Raw genomic sequence first — 23,917 nt, 5'->3', positions numbered from 1 at the left:
AAGCATTTAGCCAAATAGTCTGCTTTCGTTTAGCTTACCGACCAAAAACTTTTTAAACCTTGCATCTAAAACCTTAAATTTGTTGTTAGGAGAGCAAAACAGGAAAGATGATTACAGCCGCGCAACAAGTATTAAAAAAGTTTTTTGGTTATGACCGTTTCCGGCCCATGCAGGAAGATATAATAGCTACGGTTTTAGCAAAACGCGATGCGATTGTTTTAATGCCAACGGGCGGTGGTAAGTCGATGTGCTACCAGGTACCCGCTTTGGTGATGCCGGGTATTTGCGTGGTAGTTTCGCCTTTAATTGCGCTTATGCAAGACCAGGTGAAAGCCCTTACAGCGAATGGGGTAAATGCTGCTTTTCTTAACAGTACCCAATCAGCGGATGTGCAGTATAACATTGAAACGGCTTGCCTTGGCCGAGCTATTAAATTGCTGTACGTATCGCCGGAAAAATTATTATCGAATGGCTTTTTCTCTTTTTTAAAACGCTTACAAATAAACCTTTTTGCTATTGACGAAGCGCACTGTATTTCGGCTTGGGGACATGATTTCCGGCCGGAGTATACCCAATTGCGTTCTTTAAAAGAACAGTTTCCTACGGTGCCGGTAATTGCCCTAACCGCCACCGCCGATCGTCTGACGCAAAAGGATATTCAACAACAATTGCGCTTGCAGGATCCGGCTATTTTTATTTCTTCCTTCGACCGGCCCAATATTAATCTAACAGTTTTACCGGGGCGCAACCGGTTTAACCGCATCATCGACTTTCTCGATCGGCACAAAGGACAACCAGGTATTATATATTGTTTAAGTCGCAGTACCACCGAATCGCTCAGTCAGAAATTAACGGCTCAAGGTTATAAAGCTGCCCATTATCACGCTGGTTTATCGGCAAATGCCCGGGCAACTACCCAAAGCGCCTTTCTAAAAGACAATATTCAGATTATGTGCGCTACCATTGCTTTTGGCATGGGCATCGACAAATCGAATGTACGCTGGGTAATTCATTACAACTTACCGAAGAATATCGAAAGTTACTACCAGGAAATTGGGAGAGGAGGCCGCGATGGTGCGCCCGCTAATGCCTTGTTATTTTACTCGTACGCCGATGTGTTGAATATGCGTAAAATGCTCACCGAAGGCGATAAGAAACAGCAGGAACTGCAATTAGTAAAATTAGAGCGCATGCAGCAATTCGCCGAAGCTACCAGTTGCCGCCGGAAAATTTTACTAAATTATTTTGGCGAAACGCTTAAAAAAGATTGTAATAACTGTGATATCTGCCGCAATCCGCCCGCTTCTTTCGATGGTACAGTACACGCGCAAAAAGCACTATCGGCCGTAGCCCGCATGTTAGAAAAAGCCTCTTTGGGTTTGGTGATTGATGTATTACGCGGTTCCCGCAGCCAACAGGTATTGGAAAAGAATTTCGACCGCATAAAAACCTACGGTGCCGGCCGCGATTTATCTTATATCGATTGGCAAAGCTACTTGCACCAAATGATTAACCAGGGCCTCTTGGAAATAGCCTACGACGATGCTTATACTTTAAAAATTACCCCGGCCGGGAAAGAAGTATTAATGCAGAGCAAACCATTTGCCCTAGTTAAATTCGAGCCTAATGCGGCAACCGAAGTACAAGCGCCCGTTAAAACCAAGAGCAAGAAAGAAATTTTAAAAGACGAATTGTTTGAGCGGTTGCGTGCGCTGCGTAAGAAAATAGCCGACCAGAATAATGTGCCGCCTTACGTGGTATTCAGCGATACTACTTTAAGTGAAATGGCCCAGGAAAAACCAACCAGCCGACCAGCCATGCTATCCATTTCTGGAGTGGGTATGGTAAAACTTGAAAACTACGGCGAAGCTTTTATAAACGAAATAATTTCTTTTGTAACCGACCAGCAGGAGCAAGGCAATAAAGTAAAAGGCGCAACTCATTTAGTAACTCTGGAGGCCTACAAGCAAGGTTTTAAACCTAATGAAATTGCTTTGCAGCGAAACTTAAACATTGTTACTATTTATTCGCATTTAGCCACTTTGTACGAGCAAGGCTACGCCATCGACATTAAAGAATTTATCTCTGTTTCCGATTACCTGAAATTAGAACCTACTATTAATCAATTAGGGGCGGAAACTAAATTAAAGGAATATTTCGATCATTTTGGGGGCTCTGTAGATTACAATACCATTCGCATGGCTTTGGCAGTTTACAAACGAAAACAGCAGCCAGTTAAATAAATGATACTGAATGAGGCTAGCGCATTAATGACCTAGTATTTTCTATTAATAGTACTTACTTGTTGGGTTAAGAACAACCTAAGTAGTTAAAATTAACGTCACATTTCTTTCTAAATTTAAATTTTCCGGCGCATGTCTGTTCGTTGGGCTTGCGTGTGCTATTTTTTTAAATAAATTAAAGAATATTTCTAAATGCTTCTGAATTAATTTGCTAAATGATTTAGAATTAATAAAAAAATTAGTAAATTTACTTTGTCTAAAAGAATAAATTTCCGTAAAAGGAAATAGGAAAACAAAGGCATGATAAATACTAATTTAAAATTTCTGAGAAAGCAAACGGGTCTAACCCAGTCACAGTTAGCCGAAAAGCTCAACATTAAGCGTTCCTTGATTGGAGCTTACGAAGAAGGCCGCGCCGAACCAAAACTAAGCACCTTAGTAAATATATCCAAGCTGTTTAATATTTCTTTAGATATTTTAATTACTAAAGATTTGCCATCGAGCAGTACGGAATCTAGCAGTATGGCGGTTCAGCGATCCAGTAAAGGAAACTTGCGAGTATTAGCTATTACCGTTGACCGGGAAGATAAAGAAAATATTGAATTAGTGCCTCAGCGCGCCAGTGCCGGTTACCTGAACGGATACGCTGATCCGGAATTTATCGAAGAATTACCACGCTTCCGGCTACCTATGTTAAGTACCCAAGGTACGCACCGGGCATTTGAGATTGCCGGTGATTCTATGTTACCCATTGCTTCGGGTGCGGTAATCATTGGACGCTTTATTGAAGATTGGAGTACGATAAAAGATGGCACGCCCTGCATTATTGTAAGTCAGAAAGAAGGCGTTGTTTTTAAGCGGATATTTAATAAATTAAAGAACGAAGCTGTACTGTATCTTCATTCAGATAATCCATCTTATTCACCTTATCAAATTCAAGTAGAAGATATTTTAGAGATTTGGGAAGCCCGCGCTTACATTAGCACCACTTTCCCGATTGCGGATTTATCATTAAATAAGCTTACCTCAATTGTGTTAGACCTGCAACAAGAAGTACTTAAATTAAAGAAAGCTTAAGTTAAACAATTATATCATCCTGATCGCCCGGTTTACTTATTTGTAAACCGGGCTTTTTATTTATCAGTAATTTTAATTTCTTTTAAAATTACTGTTCCTGCTTTGCTGCTTTAACTTATAAACTAATCTCGCGTATTTTAAAGAAAGATTAGAATATAAAGAATTCCTATACTCTCACTACAAAAAACTATGGTAAAACTTATTAATGCCGAAGACCGCCATTTCTCGTCGGCTGGTTGGCTGAAATCGCATTTTTTATTTTCTTTTGCCGATTACTACGACCCGACCAATATGCAATTCGGACCTTTGCGGGTTTTTAACGACGACTACGTAGCACCAAAATCTGGTTTTCCGCAACACCCACACTCCGAAATGGAAATTATTACCATTGTATTAGACGGAGAAGTAACGCACGAAGATAGCATGGGTAATAAAACGATAATTAGTACCGGCGATGTGCAACGAATGACTGCTGGAACAGGAATTACGCATTCTGAAACCAATAACAGCGATAAAGAATTGCACTTGCTCCAGTTATGGTTCCTTACGAATAAACGAGCCTTAAATCCATCGTACGAGCAAAAACACGTTGATTTTCACGATAGCAAAAACGAATTAATTCCGCTAGTAACAGGGCAAAAAGTATTAGAAGATGTAGTGTTTATGAATTCAAACTCTACAGTTTACTATTCCTATTTAAAAAAAGATAAAGAGATAGATTTTAAAACTTTCGAGATTCGGAAAACTTTAATTTATGTTTTAGAAGGCGAATTGTTTGCCAATGGCATGCAAGCCACTGCCAACGATCAGTTGCGCATTGACGATGAAAGCGCCATCTTAATCCGGGCCAGCCAGGATAGCTCTTTTATTTTAATAGACGTTCCGGCAGTGGAGGCTAACTACTAGATGTTAGACACTAAATTCTATTTATAAGATTAATATAATTAAAAAGGCAGCAACAGGCTGCCTTTTTTGTTGATGTGTTAAAGTTGAATCCTAAATTGCCTCACCTAAATTCTATATTCATTTCCTGAAATCTAGTGTCTTGTGTCTTGTGTCTAGTTTCTAACATCTATAGTGTGTACTTCCTGCCTTTGTTTTGAGTTTTCAGGTAGTCCATTAACGGCTGAAAGTAGGCGATCATGGCGCGGGCACTCAAATCTTCCCCGGTTTTTTCTTTTAGTACTTGCCGCCAATCGGCGCTGGCACCGGGGTACATGATGCTGGTTAAAAACTTACCTACTTCTTTATTGCCATAGTAGTTCGTGGCGTGCGGATCTTGTTTTAAAATTTTGGTAGCAATATGGTCATGCAACTGAAACAAAATTACAAACGACAAGGCATAATCATAATACTGCGCCGGGTCGTCGTTGATGTGCGTTTTAGTAGTGGCATCAGCGTATTTATCACTACGTTCGTTGGGTGGTACAATGCCCTGGTATTGTTGCGCCAGTTCCCACCAGCGTTTGTTAAAGTCTGCGGGTGCTAAGTTTTTGGCGTATAAATCGTGCTCAAACTCACTCATAACCCCAGAAGCAAACGGAACAAACACCACGTAGTTTAAAGCTTCTTTTAGTAAATTTTGTACCTGGTCGGCTTTGGCTTGCGCATCTACTAATTGCAAATTAGCCAGAAAAGGTTGTTGCATAGCGGCTAAGCCCATTAAACTACCCATAGCTTCGTGGTACGCCCGGTTAGCACCGCTGCGTAAAAGGATGGGTACGTTGGGGTTGGTGTACGTGAGATAATAGTAGATATGCCCTAATTCGTGGTGGGTAGTTTCGTACCATTCCGAGTTTGGTTCTACGCTCATTAAACTACGGACATCGTTTTCTAAATCCATGTGCCAGGCTGAGGCGTGGTTGTTCTTTTTGTAGTTCGCGCCGGCAGGAACCGGGTACAAACTGGATTTAGTGTAAAAACTGGCGGGCAAGGCCGGAAAGCCCAAGCTCTGGTAAAAACGTTCGGCTTGTTTTACCTGCCATTCAGCGCCTTTGGGTTTTAAAGCGGCATCGAGGTTACTGCCTTTTACTTCTACCATTGCACTCCAATCCTGGCCCCAGCGGTTAGGTAACCAATGCGCCGGAAGCATGTCAGGTACTTCTTTTACTCCGTATTTCTTGGCTAATTCGTAACGGGCGTAGGTGTGCAGTTCCCGGTACAAAGGTTTTAACTCCTGGTTAATTTGGCGCATTAAAGCCATCATGGCTTCGCGCTTCATGCCATAATCCTGGGCCTGGTAACTGAAATAATCATCGTAGCCGAGCGCTTGCACGGTTTTGTTACGCAGATTCCGCAGATTTACTAAACCCGGTTTAAGAACGGTGCCTACTTCTTTACTCGCCTGCCAGGCAGCTAAACGTTTAGCCGGATCTGTTTCCGTTCTTAAAATTTCGTCAATCTGGTTTGTTGTAACCGATTTTCCGTTTAGTTTGTAATCAAAGCCATATAGTTTTTCGGATTGTTCGGTCTCGGCTTTAATGCGGCTTTTTACCACATCGGCTACAGTTTGCGGATTGTTGGCGGCGGCCCGTAATGCAGTTTCCAATTGCTTTACTTGTATTGTCTCCAACTCTTCTTTATGCTGCAGCAAGTCTTGTAATTGCTCGATGTTTTCTTTACTCCCGGTAAAAGCCGCAAATGCCTCGTTGGCTCTACGAGTAGCCACCGCATTGGCAGAATCACTGGCCACAATTCGGGTGTTCGAGGCCCATTCTGCTTCGCTGGAGGCGGTGTACAATTTTTGATACTTCACCGAATACGCTTGTAAAAACGTATCCGCTTGCTGCTTATAGTCTTTCTTCGTTTCACAGGACCATAACAGCGCCAGCGCACATCCGGAAAGCAGAAATTTTCTCATATTTTTAAAATTTTAAATTATATAGGCGAGGTACTGGTTATAGAACAATTTTTAAATTTACTAAACCGGCTGGTATATATCTGTAGGTTTCACCGCTGTAGTAATAACTTTTAAATCCTGCAAAGTAGAGATAACGGTTTGCAGGATTTCTTCCGATACAGGTTCGCCCGTAGACCAGCGAGTGCTTTTAAACCAGGCCACCGCATCTTCGGGTTGCAGGTGAAATTTCTCTACTACCAAATCAACGGACTGCGGATTCGTCATGAATTTTTGAGTGGTATGATTGATAATAGTAAGTACTTTTTGGATGGCAAGTAAATTGGTTTGCAGCACCTCCTCCCGCACCGCAATCACGAAGCAAGGCCAGGGCGTAAGCGTTTCGCCTACCCGCCGGAACTCACCGGAATCCACGAGGGGTTTGGTCATAAATTTTTCCCACATAAATGCATCGGCTTCCTGGTTTTTAAATGCGGCGCGGGCGCCATCTAAATTACCCACTAAAACTAATTCCTGGACTTGCGGATCCCAACCACGTTGGGTCGCATCCACAAAAGCCATTAGGTGCGAGCCAGAACCCATGCGGCTTACGGCGTAGCGTTTCCCTTGTAAATCATCCGGGGATTGAAAGGTAGAATCAGCTGGTACGTGAATGCCCCAAATTAAAGGCGAATCTACATACACCTGCACAATTTTACTGGGGTTGCCATTAGCAATATCGGCCACTATGCCTTCGGTGAGTAAAACGGCTATATCTAAGGTATTATTCCGTAAATCTTTCGCCATGGCACCGGTACCTCCGGCATATTCCGTCCAGGTAAGATTAATGTTTTCAGCCTGAAACAATCCTTGCTCTATGGCTTGATGCCAGGGAATGTTAAAGTGTTCGGGTACACCGCCAATGCGCAACTGGGTTATTTCTTCCATAGTTTTTTAAAGTTTTTAATAGGTTGCTAGCCTGTATACTGTTTCAAGCTAGTCATGTTTATTTCATTTAGTTCGGAAAGCTTTTTTAATCGGAATTTAAATCTATGGGTAAATGTTTAAAGTAACTTTAAATAATTTTTGTAGGTGTTCGTATAGCTGACAGAGTAGCTTTGATTGCTTAGTGAAGTTGTTTCATTGCTTAGGTATTGTTCTTTTTGTCTTGATACAAAAAGAACCAAAAAAATCAAGACGCTAAAAACTCGCTGAACGCTCGAACAGTTTAGCGTCATTCTTTGCATATGGCTTAGGCTATCTGTTGCATCGGTTCTGGGATAAATGTCAAATGGAGTAAGATTTATTCCCCTGAGTTAAATTATTTGATCCATTTGTTCAGCTGTTTTGGGCTGGTAATTAACCATTTTAGATGATTGTTAAAATCTAATATCCAACATCCAACATCTAATATCCCGTTATTCTTCTAGCAGTTCTGGTTGAGATGGCGTGTTTTCCGGTTCCAGGTCAGATTCCCGTAGAAAATTGGTATCGATGGTTTTGGTGGTACGGGCACCGAGTACTTTTAATTGTTGCACTTTCCGGATTAAGTTGCCTTTACCTTCGGTGAGTTTGTTCATGGCAGCGGTATAACTGGTTTGGCTGCTTTCAATGCTTTTCCCAATGGCTTTTAAATCTTCCACAAAATTGGCGAACTTATCGTAGAGCAAACCACTTTCGCGGGCAATCTTTAGCACGTTATTTTTTTGACTTTCCTGTTTCCAAACACCTTCTACAGTACGCAAGGTAGCCAGTAGGGTAGAGGTGGTTACAAATACAATGTTGTAATTTAAAGCTTCGATAAATAGCTCCCGGTCGTGCTGCATGGCCAGGTTAAAGGCCGGCTCAATGGGAATAAACATAAGTACAAAATCGGGGGAGTTTACGCCAATGAGTTGGTGGTATTCTTTTTTGCTTAAATCCAGAAAATGGGTTCTTATAGATTGTACGTGGCTGTTTAAGTGTGCTTGCTGCAATACTTCATCGTCGCAATTACAATAAGCATCGTAAGCGGATAAAGAAACTTTCGAGTCGATGATGAGATGTTTATCACCGGGTAGATTCACGATGACATCCGGACGGTACAGTTTATGATCGTCGTTGCGGAGCACAACTTCGCGGCGATAATGCTCATCTTTTTTCAAACCCGATTTTTCCAGTAAAACTTCCAGTAAATATTCGCCCCAGTTGCCCTGAGTTTTGCGTTCTCCTTTTAGAGCCCGGGTTAAATTGATCGCATCCTGACTCATTTGTTGGTTGAGTTGGGCTAGCATGGCAATTTGTTCTTTTAAGGCGGTGTTTTCCTTTAGACTTTTCTCGTAGGTGGTATCTACTTTCGTTTCAAATTCCTTGATGCGTTCTTTTAATGGGGCCAAAATGGTTTCGAGGTTTTCGGCCGAGGCTTTTTTAAAGTGCTCCGCATTTGTAACTAAAACCTGGTTCGATACACTGGAAAATTGCTGCAAAAAGCTATTGCGAAGTGCTTCCATTTCCAGCTTCTGATCTTCTAACTTTTGCTTTAAATGATAAAGATCGGTTTCGGTTTTGGTTAACTCTGATTGTAAACCCAGAATGGTGTTAGTCTCCATCCGTAATTGTTCTTTAAGTTGGGTTATTTCGGTGTTTTTTTCCTGCACCTGGGTCTGCCAAACTTGCTGCGCTACCAATGCCTGGTTTACTTGTTGTTGCGCCGCGTTTTGCTTCGCTTTTAAAGCCAGATACGCGCCTATTAAACCAACCAAAAAACCCGTGATCGCCAATATTATTTCCATTCCCTGAATTTACTATTATTTGGGTTTTGTAACAAATTGTGGGGGTAGGAAGTGCCTTTTGCGGCGGCTAAGCTTTTTGTTTATATTCTATTATCATATTTGGACCTAAAGCATAGCAAATGTAATTCTTTGGAACCGGTTCCCGCCTCCAGGCGTTGGTGCTACCTAGTTTGACAAGTACCCAGTTTGCCTCATGGCCGGCGGGCCCCGTTTAGCTCTTCCGCACTCGCCAGCCTTCCTTTCCTCGCTCCGCTGCAGAATGCTGCTAGGCAGCACCGGAACCCTGGCAGGTGCTCCACAGCCAAACTGATGTCAGTTGCTAGTAGCTACTGTCTTTACTTATTTAGACTGTTTCTGTGATTGTGTTTGAGCTAACCTTCAATAATTCAATGTAAGTATAAAGTAAGTATAAAGTAAGTATAAAGTAATTATAAGATTGCTTATCATTCTAAAGGTTATTATAAGTATAGCGGAAGCTAAACGAAACTGACACCAGTTTAGCTAGTGAGGGCCTTCTAAGGTTCTGGTTTTGCGCAGCAAAATTCCGCAGCGGAGCGAGGAATGGAAGCTTAGACCGCCCGAACTGGCTAAACGAGGCCCGCCGGCCATGAGGCAAAACTTGAAGTTAGCAAGTTAGATAGCACCGGAGCATGGAGGCTTGTAAAGACTCCAAAGAAGAACCGTATGTAAAAAAGGCTAATAAATAAAAAAGCTGCCGAATGGGCAGCCTTCATATAGAATTTAAAATAAACTTATTCTGTTTCCAAAATCATTTGCGAACCATCGGCGGCTTGCAGCTTTAATTCATCATCCGTTAAATTCAATACCTGAAAATTTTCGGTTAAATCCGAACCAACGAACTGCAACGATAAATTCTTAGCCATAGCATCGTAGGTCCATTTACCGGAAGCGTTTTGCGTGGGCGAACGCATACTGAACGAACCATTCGCGAAAAATTGAATTTCCTGTTGTTTTTCTTCTTTGGTTACTTTGTCTTTTTCACCGGAAGCCGTAGTTTCTTTTTCGGTTTTCCAGACTTTACTATCGGCGCCGGTAAGCATGCCGGCGTTCCCCACAGTATCCTTTTTCTGGCAGCCAGCGCCAAAAAGCAGGAGGGTAAAGCTCAGCAGCAGCAGGTAATTTTTTAGGTTAAAGAGTTTCATAGTTATGTAGTTAAATTGGGTTTGCAAGTATCTGGTTATACTTTAGTTTTTGAATATTACGTCAGAATCGGGATTAAGTTAAAAGGCCGGGATTAATTTAGTATGAACCCGGAGTAAAGCCTCTTATAGTGGTAATTCCCAGATAATTAAGTTATAGCCAATGATTTTTAAAATTTTTGAAGGTCCTAAACCAATTGCGGGTAATTTGATCATCTGATTAAAGTCCGGTTAGATTTTGCTAGAAGATTTTAAGAGGCATGGATTTTTAAATTTTTTAAAAGTATGCCTTTCTCTAGTGGTAACTTAATATTGTCAGTATAAAGCCAATAGGCACCAAGCTTTACCGGTAATTGCTTCTCTGAATTAGAACATAATATAAACGTGTAGCGTATGTTTAATAAAAGGCAACATCTAAAAGATTGCTCTTTTGATTACAGACTAATATACCAGATACTAAAAACTATGGGACTTTTTGATTTCTTAAAAAAAGGGGAAGAAAAACCGGCTCAGCCGAAAGCCGACCCGAATAAAAACGCCTTTAACGTACCACCTACCGGCAACCAGGCGCAAGCCAACAACCGCGATGTACCGCAACCAACCGCTGCTCCGGCTGCGGCGCAAAAAGAATATTACACCGTAAAAAGTGGTGATTCCTTGTCTAAAATTGCGAAAGAATTATACGGCGATGCCCAACAATGGCATAAAATACACCAAGCTAACCTGGACCAAATAAAAGATCCGAACCTGATTCATCCGGGTCAAAAATTTGTGATTCCGCGGTAGCTGAAAATATAAAAATTTAAAAATTGAATGATGATAAAGAAAGCAGTTCTGAAACCGGAACTGCTTTTCTTTTTACAATATTTAAGATATTAGCGGGCGCAAATGCCGCGGTAAATGCAATATTAGCATACTATGGCGCGGAAGTTACTTCCGTGACTTTTAGAATAACCTCTTAAAAAAAATGTTTATCTTTTTTTCTAAAAATTAGAAATCTGTGGTTTATAAATGTTATAAGTCACGGAAGTAAATCCGCGCCATACAAGGCTTCAAAAACTCTTTTTATTACCGGGCGCAGATTCCCCGGTAGATGCAATATTGGCAAACTTCCAGGTCGTTGGTCTTCCGGATAGGGATGTCGGGGTTTAGCATATCCTGGACAAAAAGTCTCAGGTAATCTTCGGAATGCTGAATGTACGCTTCCAAAGTTTCGGGCTTGTTTTCGGAAAAAGCAATATCGGAAGTCATAAATCCGGCATTTAAATTCCGGAAAGATATAATTCCAGCTTCAATTTCTGGCTGAAACAACGAATTATCCAGACTACCTTCGGCTTGCATCTTTTTGGCCATCAAGTAGCGATACAGCCACAGTTGCCGCACTTTCTCGTATTTGCGATTGGTGAGTAAATTTTCCGCGATGTGTTCTTGTTTGATTTTTAAATCGGCCGCGTTCACCAGGCCGGTTTTATAATCAATGACCCGCGTAGCTTTAGCGGTACTATCAATGCGGTCGGCTTTACCGGCTATTTTAACTTTGATTACTTCATCCTCCAAGTTTACCTCCAATACCGTTTCCAGCACTTGTTCCAGACTGATAATGCGTAGCGGTAAATCCGGCGATTCGGATTGTTTTCTCAGGTAAGTTTCCAGCACCTGCGTAGCAACTTTCAGGAGTAAGTAATTCATGCCTTGCTCCGGTACGTTGCCCAGAACACCGGTTTTAAAAGCCAGTTGAACCCGTTGCGGCAACACCGCCCGCATGCGGTCAATGTCTTGGGCAGTCACCAGTAGTTTCTTTTCGAGGAAAGGTTTAAAATAATCCTCCAGCACTTTGTGTACAATATTTCCGAACTGGTCGGCACCAATTTTCTCTTCAATGTCGTCGGTTTCTTTCAGGCCGGCAATTTTGTTGAAGTAATATTGCAGCGAACAGTTAATGTACATGTTTAGGTGCGACGGGTACAAGCCTTTTTGCAGCGCTTTTTTAAGGCTAGCCAGCACTTGCTCGTCTTTCTGAATAACAATATCGGGCTCGTAGGTTTTGCTTTCGTGTTGTTCTACTACCGCAGTTAATTCCCGGAAAGTAATATTGGGATTGGCCGGTACCAGATGGTGTTGCAATTGCAGAATAAATCGGCTTTTCTCGCCAGAACCGTAAGTGTCGGAAGGTAAAATGTACAGCAAGTTTACGCGTTTGGCTCGTTGCAGCAAGCGGTAAAAATAATACGATGTAATGCTTTCTTGCTCGGCGTAAGTGGGCAAACCAAAAGTTTTCAGCACGTCGTAGGGCATCAGCGATTTGTGACTTTTTGGCTGCGGCAAAACGTTTTCGTTGACTGATAAAATTATTAAATTTTCAAAATCCAGCGCCCGGGTTTCCAGGAAACCCATTACCTGAATATCCGAAATGGGTTCGCCGCTAAACGGCAGGCGGGTTTGCGCAATGTTTTCGTACAAAAACTTTTTAAAACTGCGCACCGAAATGCGTTGTTCCCGGCAATCGAAAATAGAATCCAGTCGCTTCACCAGCGTATAGAATATATACAGGTACTCGGTTTCAATGGGGTTTTCGGCCTGAAACTGATATACTTGCTTGAGTAAGTCAATGAGGTTGTAAAAAGAAGCAATGATATCGTCGCAGTTGCGCCAGGTCCGGAATAAAGCTTTAAAAATAGGATGTTCTTTGCCCGCATCAATCAACTCTTTCGCCGAAACCAGTACTTTGTTTTGGGTGATGATCTCGGCTAAAACTTGGGAAATTAAATTTTGCTCCGCGGCATCTTCGGTGATGGTATTGTAATATTGCTCGTAGCGCCGGATAAACGGGTGACTGAGTATTTTTTGGACCGTGAGGTAATGGTAGCGGTTTACTTTGTAGCCCGCGTCATTAGGCTGAATAACGCCGGTTAAATGCAGTTCGAACAGTAAATCAATCAGGTTGTAAAGGGGCGTGCCTTTAAAGGTAAGCCCCATGGTAACGTTGTAGTCCGGAATATCTTCGCTGATGGAATGCAGCACCGGTAGCAGCATGGTTTCGTCGGGCAAAATAATGGCGACCTGCGCCTGCGGGTTTTCCTGCCGGATTTGCTGCAGCAACTGTCCGGCTACTTTGCCTTGCATGCTGGCGTTGGCTACTGCAATGGCGTTAATTTCTTTGGTGCTGGTGAGTAAGTGGTTTTGCTGCCATTTCCAGTCGGGGAGTTGCCATTGCTTTCGGTAGCGTTTTAAGAAATACCCGGCCCGATTCTGGGTATTTTCATCCATGTAAAAATCATCCGAATCGAACAAAACCTCAGCTTTGTGTTCTTTTAATAAAGTGCGAATAATAACTTGTTCCGACCGACTCAAGGCATTCAGGCCGACAAAGATGAACTGGGAGCAGGTGGTTTTTTGCACAATGTCCAGCACGTTTTCGGCCACATGCCGGTACGCCATGCCAATGTACGCTTGCTTTTCGGCTTTTAATTTTTTCTTCAGCCGGGTGTAGGCTTCCTGCAAGTTGTCCCAAAGCTTAAAGTATTTTTTGAGCATGGGCGAAATATCGAAGCCGGCGCGTTTCGGGTCCCAGCGTTCCAGGGCTTTGGCCTCACTTAAGTACTCAAACAGCTTGCCGGTATTCACTACTTCCTGGTCCATGCGGCTGAAATCTTCCAGTAAAGTACTCGCCCAGGTAACGTACTGGTCGAACTCAATATTCGGATCCAGCTCCTGCATAATATCGAACAAATCGAGTTGCAGGTGAATGGGTTCCAGCACTTCTACCCGAGCCAACCGGGTAACAAAATCCTCCATTGACGACACCTCCGGCGACCAGATACCTTCGCTGGCTACTTGGGCCAAGGCATTTTTAAAATAAATGCTCGCCCGCCGGGTCGGTAAAATCACGCAAATCTGGCTGATGTTTTCGGCGTGTTTGCTGTAAATATATTCGGCTGCCTGGTGCAGGAAGGTTTTCATTTCGGGATGGTTTTGAAAATTGCTTTTTAGAACTGTTGTATGTCAGTCTCTAAAAAAGTAAATGCTAATTTAAATTTAAGCTTCTGAAAAACATAAACCATAAGAAATAACCGGAATAAAACTAAGTGGCTTCGCGTCAGCAGTTTTAAAAACAGTATTATTCCGAATAAGACTTTTCGATTTTGGATATTCAACCGAGTAGAAATGTTTATGTTTGATTTTGCAAGAGGCGAGGAGAGTGCCTTCGCTTAAAACTCATGGTAAACCGAAACCTTTACGCTAATTCTTAATTTATTTTAAATTTTTGATGCCCCATTTTTTAAATTATAATTGAAAAAAATATCAGCAAACATGTTAGACCTGGCACCCATTACCCGAATTCTAAGAGCTAAGGCGAGCTCTCAGCTTTTAGTTGCCGCCACGCATTATTTACCGGTTTTCGAAGAGTTAAGCCAAGGCGCATTGTCCATACCGGAATTGCAGGAGCGGCTGCATTTAAAAGACCGACCCGCCCTAGTTTTGTTTCCGGCTTTGTGCGCCATGGGTTTGCTGGAATATGATGCCGCAGGAAAACTGAGCCTGACGGAAACCGGAAAATATTTAACTACTGCCAACACCACCAATCTGCTGGGCTACGTCGGTTTGGAAAAAGATGATCCGGGGGTGATAAGAATGGTGGAATGGTTACAAAATGACGGACCAGTAAATACCAATCAAGGATTTTCATACGTAAAAGATGAAGACGCGCCTTCGCCGATGGATGAAGCGGAAACCGCCCGATTTTTTACCATGGCCTTAGCGGGTAGGGCTAAGTTTCTTTCGCCCCTGGTAGCTGATAAAATTACCCAACAACCCGGGCTATTACTGGATGTGGCCGGCGGCACCGGTTATTATACCTATCAATGGTTGCGGAATAATCCAACTTCCCGAGCCATTGTTTTCGACCGGCCCGAAGTGCTGAAAATAGCCGCCGAACTATTCACGGAATTCTGTCAGGACCATCCGGCGGAGGCTACTTCCCTACAAAACCGGTTAACCTTTATGCCCGGCGATATGCTGACCGATGAACTTCCGGTTGCTTATGTTTTACTGGCGGCCAGTCTGTTTCATGACTGGCCCGTAGAAACCTGCGAAAAGCTGGCGGTGAAATTTGCTAAAGCACTTAAACCGAACGGCTCCTTGTGGGTACATGATGCTTTTTTAAATGATACCCTGGATGGACCTTTAGCCGTAACGGATTATTCGGCGATGCTTTTTTTAGGAACCAAAGGCCGTTGCTACAGCAGAAAAGAATACCGAAGCTGGTTTACAAAAGCCGGCTTAGTACCCACAACAGACGAAATTCCTACTCTACTGGATTATGGACTGATTGCGGCCATAAAGCCAAGGGAGTAATAAATAAAAAACTCCAAAGTAGTCGCTCTTGGTTGATTTATGAAACAGTGGTTAATATTTGTATTTCTGTAATGTAACACTAAACTTATTAATGATTTTAAGTCGTCAATAATGTTAAATTTTAAAAATTTGCTTTCACTTCTTCCACATAAACCCATTTCTGCACTTCCTCCACATCAAAGTAATACAGCACGCATTCGATTTCTGTAAAGAATAATTCTTTAAAAAGGCTGGCGTAGAAGTTTAGGTTGTCGGCGTGTTCCTGGGTGAAGGGCGGGGCTTTGAAATCCAGGAGTACTACTTTGGTGCCATCGAAAACAATGCGGTCGGGTTTGTAGCGGGTAGCCCGTACGTTTAAAATTTCTTTTTCTTTTTCAATCAAGATGTCTTTGCTGAAGTAACGCTTGATCTCGGGATGGTTGATGATCTTTTTTAAAGTTTCGCGTAGTTCCGGGGTTTCTTTGCTGCTGAAAATGCCTTCGTTTACCAGTTGCTTCAACACAAAATTCAAGTCCTCGATGGTGGTAATGCGGGAGAGGGCGTAATGCAATTTGCGGTTCAAGCGGCGGTATTCCTGCTGCGTTTCAAAGTCAAACACGTTGTTGGCGTGTTGTTTTAGTTTCAGGCGTTGGGTCCAGTTAAAAGAACTGAATAAATCCAGGTGAAAAACCTGCTCGGTTACCGGCGTGCTGGAATGTTGCGTGGCCGTACCTTGCGCTAACTGGTAACACAGCTGTTCTTCTTGCCACAACTCCTGGTGCTGCAAGTATTGGTACAATAAATAGCTGATGTTTTTCTGGTTGCTTCCCTGGTTGAAATCTTTTTTCTGGGCAATTAAGTACAGACGGTCCTGGGGGCGGGTAAAGCCAACGTACAACATGTTCAGGTTTTCGATAAAGGTTTTTTCCAGCTCCATCTGGTACTGAAGCTGCAAAGGCGTTTCTTCCAGACGTTTGCTCATGGTGACCACTGCGGCTGGCAAATCATGGAAAACAGGTAAGTCGGCGGGCAAGCGGCTCCACAGCAAAGCGCTGCGCTGCGGCTCCACCGACCAATCGGCAAACGGAATAATCACTACCGGGTACGCCAGCCCTTTGGCTTTGTGAATGCTGGTAATGGTAATGGCGTTGCGGTTTTTGGGCGAGTTAATGCTGAGTTTCTCTTTGTGGGTTTCCCAGTATTCCAGGAAATTATTGAGGTTGTTGCTTTGATTCAGGCTGTATTCCAGCACCACATCCAGGAACCGGAACAAGTACTCGCATTCATTATTCTTGTCTAATAATTTAAAAACCCGGATAATCTTTTCGGTGAGTTCGTAGATAGATAAATTGCCCGTTTCTTTTTCTTCCAAGTCGTAGCCAGCCGCCCGGAGTTCATCGAAGAAAGCGGTATTGTCGGCGCAGTTCGCAATCGTGGCAATCGTCTGGGTGAGGGTGTTGTCGGGTTGCACGTTTAGCACCACTTTGCAGAACAAATACATGGCTTCGGAGCGGGCCAGCGTATCGTCGGGGCGGTTAAAAATCCGGAACAAGGCTACTACCAGGTTTACTACTTCGGCAAATTGCAAGGAAAGCGAGTCCTGCGAAATAATGTCAAACTTTTTTTCTTTCAGGAAGCCCGCCACTAAGCGGCTGTTACGGTTGGTGCGGCTCAGTACGGCAATGTCTTTCCACTCGTAGCCTTCCGCTAGGGCGTGCCGGATGAGTTGCAACACGATTTGCAGGGTACTTTCCTGGTAAGTGAGTACTTCGGGCTTTTCGTAGCCTTCGTACAGAACCTCGGTGCGTTCGCAGGAATTTAAATCGTGTTGGTAGTTCGTATCTTCGTTGTGAGTGAAAATTACCTGAATGTGGCCGCTAGTGCGAGTGTTGCTTTCGGGCGTGGCTTGTTTAAAGTTTTCGTCGTAAATGCTTTGCAGCATCGGGTAAGCCGAATTGCTTTCGCTCACAAATTTAAAAAAATCGTTGTTGAAGCTGATGATTTCGGTGGCGCTCCGGTAATTGGTGTTCAGGTCGGCGGGCGTTAAACTTAAATCTAAAGTGTCGTACCGGGCTTCCAGCAAATCCTCGTTTTTGCGGTTCTGGTACAAGGCCGGTGTGTTGCGTTTGTACAAATGCAGAATCTGATCCATGTCGCCGCCGCGCCACCGGTAAATCGCTTGTTTGGCATCGCCCACCGCCATGTTAAAATACCCCGATGCCAGCGAGTTTTCAATTAAAGGCAGTAAGTTATTCCATTGCAGCGACGAGGTATCCTGAAATTCATCAATTAGGATGTGGTTGTATTTTTCACCGAGGCGCTCGTAGATAAATGGCACCGGCTCGTTCAACACAATGTCGGTAATGCGCTTATTAAATTCCGAAATATGCACCAGGTTGGTATCGCGTTTAATATCCTGAATGCATTTTTCCAGTTCATTCAACACCGAAACTTGGTACAAGTGTTTAATGATCTCGGATATTAAAACATAATTCGCGCTTTGCTGCGCCCGGATGGTTTCGATGGTTTGGAAGTATTCTATCAGCTGGCTTTTAATGCCATTTAGCCGCGCTTCTACATCTTTCGGAACTTTGGCGCCACACCATTTATCGTTGTTGATGGTTTGCTCGGCGTAAGAGTTTGGCTTCTGAAAATCAAAATTTTTTAAATATTTATTAAAGAATCCGTAAATTCCTTTTTCTTTATAATGTAAAAAACTTGCTTCAATCTGGTGAGCGCTGAGTAAATCCAATGCCGCTTGCGCCGCTTCTACCACGGCTTCTTCAATCTGTTTTTTATACCGGTACAAGTCTTGCCGAATTTTTTTAAAATCCTGAAGCGTTAGCTTCTGCAATTCTGACACCGCTTCGTACACCTGCTCGTTCAACAAATTATTGGCAAAACTGGCTAATTCATCGGGTAAACTGTTCCAACTCCGGCCTTCGTCGGCTTTTTCCAGGGCGTATTGTTCCAGGGTTTGAGCGAGTAAGCTGTTATCCGGCGAATTATTTACTTTATCCAGCAACATCGATACGGCCGTATTGAGCAGGGTAGTGGTATCCAGGTCTACTTCAAAATTGTAAGGAATATTGAGTTCGCGGGTAAAAGCCGTCACCACTTTGTTCACGAAAGCATCTATGGTACTCACCGCAAACTCCGAATAATTGTACAATATTTGCTCAAAAGTTCGCTGCGCCCGCGCCCGTACCATTTCCCGGTCTGTGTCTGGTTGGTTGTATTCTGTTTGAATTTCGGAAGTAATCCAATCCAGCAATTCTTCACTACGAGCCTGCGCCCGTGCATCTGCCTGTATTTCGTTAAACTGCCGCAAAGCCGATAGTATACGTTCTTTCATTTCGTTGGCGGCATCGTTGGTAAACGTTATGGCCAGAATGGAACGATAATACCCCGGATTCTCGCTCTGCAAAGCCAGTTTCAGGTATTCTTTGGTCAGGTGGTAGGTTTTGCCGGAACCGGCGGAAGAAGAATATATTTTAAATTGCTGCGGCACGCGGTTTCGTAGTTCGTTTTTGGTTGTTTGTTATTGACAGTTCCGTTGTCGTTGCTGATTTAAAGGGCAAACCTGTTAGCTAAACGGAGCTGTTTTTTAAAATTACATTTTGCGGAGCGGATAAGCAAAATAGTTGTAAGTAGAGTTTTGTACTTCTAATATCTTGAAATGTTTAGCATGTGTTCAAGTATGAAACAATATGGCAGCGTTATTTTTACAGCCGGTTCCCGTCTCCAGGCACAGTTGCTATCTAGTTGGATATTTCAAGTTTTGCCTCCTGGCCGCAGGCCTCGTTTGGCTCTTCCGCACTCGCCAGCCTTCCTTTCCACGCTCCGCTGCGAAATGTGCCTGCAGCACACCGGAACCCTGGCAGGTGCTCCACAGCCAAACTGGTGTCAGTTGCTCTTAGCTGCTGCTATTTTGTTTGTTAGCAAGTTGTTTTTTACTGTGTTGTTTTTTACTGTTTTAAAGGGCTGGAATTTAGAAAAGTTAAAAAAATCAAACTTGCAATAGGAGAGAGCTACTTTTATTGCTGTGTAGATGTTTCGTAGCTAACAAGGTTCCTCCTGAATGACACGGAGCGTAATTTTTATTTTTTAAAACTTTGCCTGCATGCTATGCAACATACAACTTCAGCCAGGTGCAATCATCGACGCTAAACTGTTTGAGCGGTCAGCGAGTTTTTAGCGTCTTGACTTTTTTGGTTCTTTTTGTGTCAAGACAAAAAGAACAAATACTTCAGCAATGAAACAACTTTAATCAGAAATCAAAGATAATCAGCCAGCCATGCGAACGAAAGCTTTTAGTTAATCTGTTAAGTCACGGAAGTAACTTCCGCGCCATAGTGGAAATAAATTAAGAATTATTCTACAGAAGAGTGAAGAACTGAATGAATTAAAACGTAGCCTTGCTTGTTATATTATCATTAAGCAAAAGGAATAAGCCTAAAATGTAAATAAAAAGCTTACCTTTGCCCCGGAATTATGGAATCAGCGTACGGATTTATCTTCATTTAAATTTTTGTCGTTCGATTTGTTGCATTAAAACCCGTCTCATTTTTGCCTTCATAAATGATAAATACCGGTTCCGATGCAAGCCTGCTGATGCCAGATTGCGTAAAACCTATTTTTTAAAAAATTTAATTCATGAACAATTTAAGATTTGACGAGCTTCCACTCTCGCCGGAAATGCAACGTGCTATTGCCGACATGGGCTTTGAAGAAGCATCACCTATACAAACCGAAGCCATTCCGGTATTAATGCGCGGCCAGGATGTAATTGGCCAGGCGCAAACCGGAACCGGTAAAACCGCCGCTTTTGCCATTCCTACCATCGAGAGCATTGATGAGAATGACAAAAGTGTGCAAGCACTGATTTTGTGCCCAACCCGGGAACTGGCTATCCAGGTTTCCGAAGAAGTAAATAAACTAATAAAGTATAAGCGTAACATCAGCACGGTGCCAATTTATGGTGGCCAGGCTTACGACCGCCAATTGCGGGCTTTAAAGCAAGGTGTGCAAATTGTTATTGGAACGCCGGGCCGGGTAATGGACCATATTGAGCGCGGTACGTTGCAATTAGATAAAGTTAAAAAAATTATTCTGGACGAAGCCGACGAAATGTTGGACATGGGTTTTCGGGAAGACATTGAATTTGTTTTAACCAAGATTCCTGCCGACCGTCAGACTATTTTCTTTTCGGCCACGATGAGTAAGCCCATTATGGAGCTTACCAAAAAATACCAGACTAATCCGCAGATCGTAAAAGTAGTACACCAAACTTTAACGGTAACCAACATTGAGCAGGTTTACTACGAAGTGCGTAACAACATGAAAATGGATGTGTTATCGCGCGTAGTAGATATGTACAATCTAAAATCGATCATTGTGTTTTGTAATACCAAACGCATGGTAGATGAATTGGTAGCGAATTTGCAAGCGCGCGGTTACTTTGCCGATGGTTTACACGGAGACATGAACCAGACGCAGCGCACCAACGTAATGGCCAAATTTAAAAATGGCACGCTGGAAATTCTAGTAGCTACTGACGTAGCTGCCCGCGGTATTGACGTGGAAGATCTAGAAGCCGTATTTAACTACGACTTACCGCAAGACGAGGAAGCTTACGTACACCGCATTGGCCGTACCGGCCGCGCTGGTAAATCCGGTAAAGCGTTTTCGTTTGTGTCGGGGCGTGATATTTATAAATTAAAAGATATCATGCGTTTTACCAACGCTAAAATTAAGTTGGCCAGCGTACCAAGCTACGAAGATGTAGCCGAAGTAAAAACCACTTTGTTTTTGAGCCAGGTAAAAGAAGTTATTCAAAAAGGAAATTTAACCAAGCACATTAGCCGCGTAGAGCGTTTACTGGCCGAAGATTTTACTTCCTTGGAAATTGCTGCCGCTCTCATGAAAATGAGCATGCGTGAAGAAAAAGCCAAAGAAGTTTCGAAAGAACTCGATGGCCCGCGCGAAGGCATGAGCCGTTTATTTGTTACCATTGGTAAAAAAGATCGCGTTAACCCGAAAGATATTGTCGAAATTATTTCGGATAATACCAGCTTACCGGCCAGCAAAGTAGGCGATATTAGCTTGTACGATAAGTTTTCTTTCGTAGAAGTTCCAAAAGAATACACTTCCGAAATAGTAGATAAATTAGGTCGCACCACCATGTTGGGCAAACCGGTATCTTTTGAAAAGGCGCAAAAGAAAACTGCTGGTTCCGGCGAAGATCGTGGTGAAAGAGGTAATGACCGGGGAGGTGACCGTGAAAGAAGTAGAGGCGACCGCGGTAGCTACTCCGAAAGAGGTGGCGATCGAGGCGGCAATAGAGGCGGCTTCTCTGACCGGTCGGACCGGGGTGGTTTTGGCTCCCGCTTTGGCGGTGGTAACTTCGATAAAAAGAAAAAACGTAGTAACTACTAATATCCCAAACTAATATTTTGGTAGCTACTTAAACCGTAAATAATTATTTAACTTCTTTATTGATAGCTATAAAAACTAAAAAGGCTCATTCCTGCTAAGGAATGAGCCTTTTTAGTTTTACAATAATAATTAATAAATGTTTAACCGAACGGAGAAAGTTAATATAATTCGTTTAATGAGTAACAGCCTTTAGGCCCACGATAGAGCCAATCAAAGTAGTAATAAAAACTATTCGCCAAAGTTCGGCGGGTTCTTTAAAAAATAATATACCCAATATAGCGGTACCAGCCGCGCCAATTCCCGTCCATACAGCATAAGCGGTACCCATTGGTAAGGTTAAGGTGGCTCTGTATAAACAGAACATACTGGTACTCATTGAAATAAAAAAACCAGCAATCCAGATAAAATAATAAATACCAGTAGCTTCTTTTGCTTTGGTAAGGCAAGTGGTAAATCCAATCTCAAACAGACCTGCCAAAATTAAAAGAAACCAAGCCATACGTTTTTTTTATTATTTTACTATTTAACTTCCTTACCGGGGTATTGCCAGACAATAATCTAGGTTACCCTATTTATCAGTGGACCTTACGTTCCCAAATAGGCAAAGTTAAAAATATTTTTGGATTGACCTTTTCCGGTTTTGCTTCTAAATCCTAATTCGTAAGGTCAAGCATTAAGTTCTGGTACCTCTGAATTTAAAGTAGCGCCTTAATTTCCTATTTCAGGATTAAAATTTTTCACAAGCATCATTTAAAAAATGAAAATAGTTTAGTAGGTATCTGATAGGCAAAAATTATATGGGGCGTACTCCTTGCTAACACCTCTAAGTAATGCAATGATTTTCAGATGCTTCTTTCATCTTTATTCTTTATCGATTACCTAAACGAACTTACGATTATTAGCTCGTTACTTCAACCAATCGTAATTGGTTGTGGTAAGCAGTATGGCCAAATTTCTTTAACATACGGTAATGCGATTTTAAGGCGGCCCAAAAAGTAGGACTTTCAATGTATGGCAGGTTAAATTCATGGGCTGTTTGCTTTACAATTTTGGAAATTGCCGGATAATGAATGTGGCATACCTTCGGGAAAAGATGATGTTCTATTTGTCGGTTAAGACCACCCAATAAAAATCCAGCCATTTTGTTATCAGTTGCAAAATTAGCAGTGGTGCGCATCTGGTGATTGGCCCAGGCTTCTTCCATATTACCTTCTTCGTTCGGCGTTGGGAAATCGGTACCTTCCACCACGTGCGCTAACTGGAATACCAAGCCCAAGGTTAGTCCTTCGGCCAAATGCAGACCAACAAACCCGATTATAAATTGCCACCAGGTAATATCTAAAACTAGCAGTGGTAGAGCTATAAAAAAGAAATAATAAATAGCCTTGTAGAAAAACAAATTAAAATATTCGCGTTTGGGATGGTTAATGGTTGGATGTTCGCCAATCTTTTTCTGAAAAAACTTTATATAATCTTTCCGTAGCACCCAGGAAAGAGAAGCTAAACTATACACGCCAAAAGCGTAAAAATGCTGATAGCGGTGTAATTTATTTACTTTTTCTTCTTCCGAAATCCGGATTAAACCAGGGGCTACTTCAATGTCTTCGTCGTGGCCGGGAATGTTGGTATAGGTATGATGCACCACATTATGCGAAATACTCCAAATATAGGGGCTGGCTCCAATTAGATTAAATACAAAACTGAACAGTTTATTTACTTTTTGATTAGCGGAGAAGGCCCCGTGTATAGCATCGTGGCAAATATTAAATCCAATAAAAGCGCAGAATATACCCAGCAGAAGAGCTAAACCCAACATTGTCCAGACTGAAAATGCATTAGAAAGAAGAAGCAGGTATAAAGTGAGGGCGCCCGTTAAGTAAAATATAGTTTTTACCCACATGGCTTTATTCGCATATTTAGAAGTGGTATTTTCTTTTAGGTAACTTTCTACCCGTTGGCGGGTAGTGGCAAAAAACGTTGAATTACTCGTGTTGGTAAATTTGATTTTGGTTGACATAAACTTTTATTGGTGAACGGAAAAGAAAGTAAAGTAATAGT

Annotated in this window: 15 protein-coding genes; 7 read left to right on the top strand and 8 right to left on the bottom strand. The window is 42.4% G+C overall.

Features of this window, described 5'->3' with window-relative positions:
- The first annotated feature begins 107 nt into the window (after window positions 1-107).
- The 3 genes from recQ (at window position 108) to HUW48_RS10740 (ending at window position 4,226) form a co-directional block, all read left to right on the top strand.
- On the top strand, window positions 108-2,243 hold the full coding sequence (gene recQ / locus HUW48_RS10750; protein ID WP_182415669.1) for a DNA helicase RecQ: 2,136 nt from the start codon (window positions 108-110) through the stop codon (window positions 2,241-2,243).
- Window positions 2,244-2,543: 300 nt separating this feature from the next.
- Window positions 2,544-3,320 (top strand): XRE family transcriptional regulator, encoded by a 777-nt coding sequence (locus tag HUW48_RS10745; RefSeq protein WP_182415668.1) that lies wholly within the window; start codon window positions 2,544-2,546, stop codon window positions 3,318-3,320.
- A gap of 189 nt (window positions 3,321-3,509) precedes the next feature.
- A complete protein-coding gene (locus HUW48_RS10740; RefSeq protein ID WP_182415667.1) occupies window positions 3,510-4,226 on the top strand; it encodes a pirin family protein in 717 nt (238 codons plus the stop codon).
- A gap of 166 nt (window positions 4,227-4,392) precedes the next feature.
- Here HUW48_RS10740 and HUW48_RS10735 read toward each other — a convergent pair whose 3' ends face one another.
- From HUW48_RS10735 to HUW48_RS10720, 4 genes are all read right to left on the bottom strand, one after another.
- Window positions 4,393-6,180, bottom strand: coding sequence for a M2 family metallopeptidase (locus HUW48_RS10735; RefSeq protein ID WP_182415666.1), 1,788 nt, complete (start codon window positions 6,178-6,180; stop codon window positions 4,393-4,395).
- A 60-nt stretch (window positions 6,181-6,240) separates the two neighbouring features.
- Window positions 6,241-7,104, bottom strand: coding sequence for a substrate-binding domain-containing protein (locus HUW48_RS10730; RefSeq protein WP_220464013.1), 864 nt, complete (start codon window positions 7,102-7,104; stop codon window positions 6,241-6,243).
- Window positions 7,105-7,574: 470 nt separating this feature from the next.
- Window positions 7,575-8,927, bottom strand: coding sequence for a DNA recombination protein RmuC (gene rmuC / locus HUW48_RS10725; protein WP_182415665.1), 1,353 nt, complete (start codon window positions 8,925-8,927; stop codon window positions 7,575-7,577).
- A gap of 752 nt (window positions 8,928-9,679) precedes the next feature.
- Window positions 9,680-10,090 (bottom strand): lipocalin family protein, encoded by a 411-nt coding sequence (locus HUW48_RS10720; protein ID WP_182415664.1) that lies wholly within the window; start codon window positions 10,088-10,090, stop codon window positions 9,680-9,682.
- 462 nt (window positions 10,091-10,552) lie between these two features.
- Between HUW48_RS10720 and HUW48_RS10715 the strand changes: the two genes are divergently transcribed.
- Window positions 10,553-10,873, top strand: coding sequence for a LysM peptidoglycan-binding domain-containing protein (locus tag HUW48_RS10715; RefSeq protein WP_182415663.1), 321 nt, complete (start codon window positions 10,553-10,555; stop codon window positions 10,871-10,873).
- Between the two features lie 282 nt (window positions 10,874-11,155).
- Here the strand turns inward: HUW48_RS10715 and HUW48_RS10710 are convergent, their stop codons facing one another.
- Window positions 11,156-14,047: a PD-(D/E)XK nuclease family protein gene (locus tag HUW48_RS10710; protein WP_182415662.1), complete on the bottom strand. Its 2,892-nt coding sequence runs from the start codon at window positions 14,045-14,047 to the stop codon at window positions 11,156-11,158.
- Between the two features lie 330 nt (window positions 14,048-14,377).
- Between HUW48_RS10710 and HUW48_RS10705 the strand changes: the two genes are divergently transcribed.
- Complete coding sequence (locus HUW48_RS10705; RefSeq protein ID WP_317173791.1) at window positions 14,378-15,442, top strand: methyltransferase; 1,065 nt, start codon at window positions 14,378-14,380, stop codon at window positions 15,440-15,442.
- Between the two features lie 121 nt (window positions 15,443-15,563).
- Here HUW48_RS10705 and HUW48_RS10700 read toward each other — a convergent pair whose 3' ends face one another.
- Window positions 15,564-18,932, bottom strand: coding sequence for a UvrD-helicase domain-containing protein (locus HUW48_RS10700; RefSeq protein WP_182415661.1), 3,369 nt, complete (start codon window positions 18,930-18,932; stop codon window positions 15,564-15,566).
- Between the two features lie 189 nt (window positions 18,933-19,121).
- On the opposite strand from HUW48_RS10700, the gene HUW48_RS10695 reads away from it, so the two are divergent.
- Both HUW48_RS10695 and HUW48_RS10690 read left to right on the top strand, forming a co-directional pair.
- On the top strand, window positions 19,122-19,445 hold the full coding sequence (locus tag HUW48_RS10695; protein ID WP_182415660.1) for a hypothetical protein: 324 nt from the start codon (window positions 19,122-19,124) through the stop codon (window positions 19,443-19,445).
- A gap of 632 nt (window positions 19,446-20,077) precedes the next feature.
- Window positions 20,078-21,859 (top strand): DEAD/DEAH box helicase, encoded by a 1,782-nt coding sequence (locus HUW48_RS10690; protein WP_182415659.1) that lies wholly within the window; start codon window positions 20,078-20,080, stop codon window positions 21,857-21,859.
- Between the two features lie 172 nt (window positions 21,860-22,031).
- Here the strand turns inward: HUW48_RS10690 and HUW48_RS10685 are convergent, their stop codons facing one another.
- Window positions 22,032-22,358, bottom strand: a complete 327-nt coding sequence (locus HUW48_RS10685; RefSeq protein WP_182415658.1) for a DMT family transporter — start codon at window positions 22,356-22,358, stop codon at window positions 22,032-22,034.
- 399 nt (window positions 22,359-22,757) lie between these two features.
- Complete coding sequence (locus HUW48_RS10680; protein WP_182415657.1) at window positions 22,758-23,876, bottom strand: fatty acid desaturase family protein; 1,119 nt, start codon at window positions 23,874-23,876, stop codon at window positions 22,758-22,760.
- Between the last annotated feature and the right edge of the window lie 41 nt (window positions 23,877-23,917).

Source organism: Adhaeribacter radiodurans (assembly GCF_014075995.1).
GTDB lineage: Bacteria > Bacteroidota > Bacteroidia > Cytophagales > Hymenobacteraceae > Adhaeribacter > Adhaeribacter radiodurans.
Note: the sequence above shows the minus strand (reverse complement) of the source record. Positions and strands in the feature narration are given on the sequence as shown.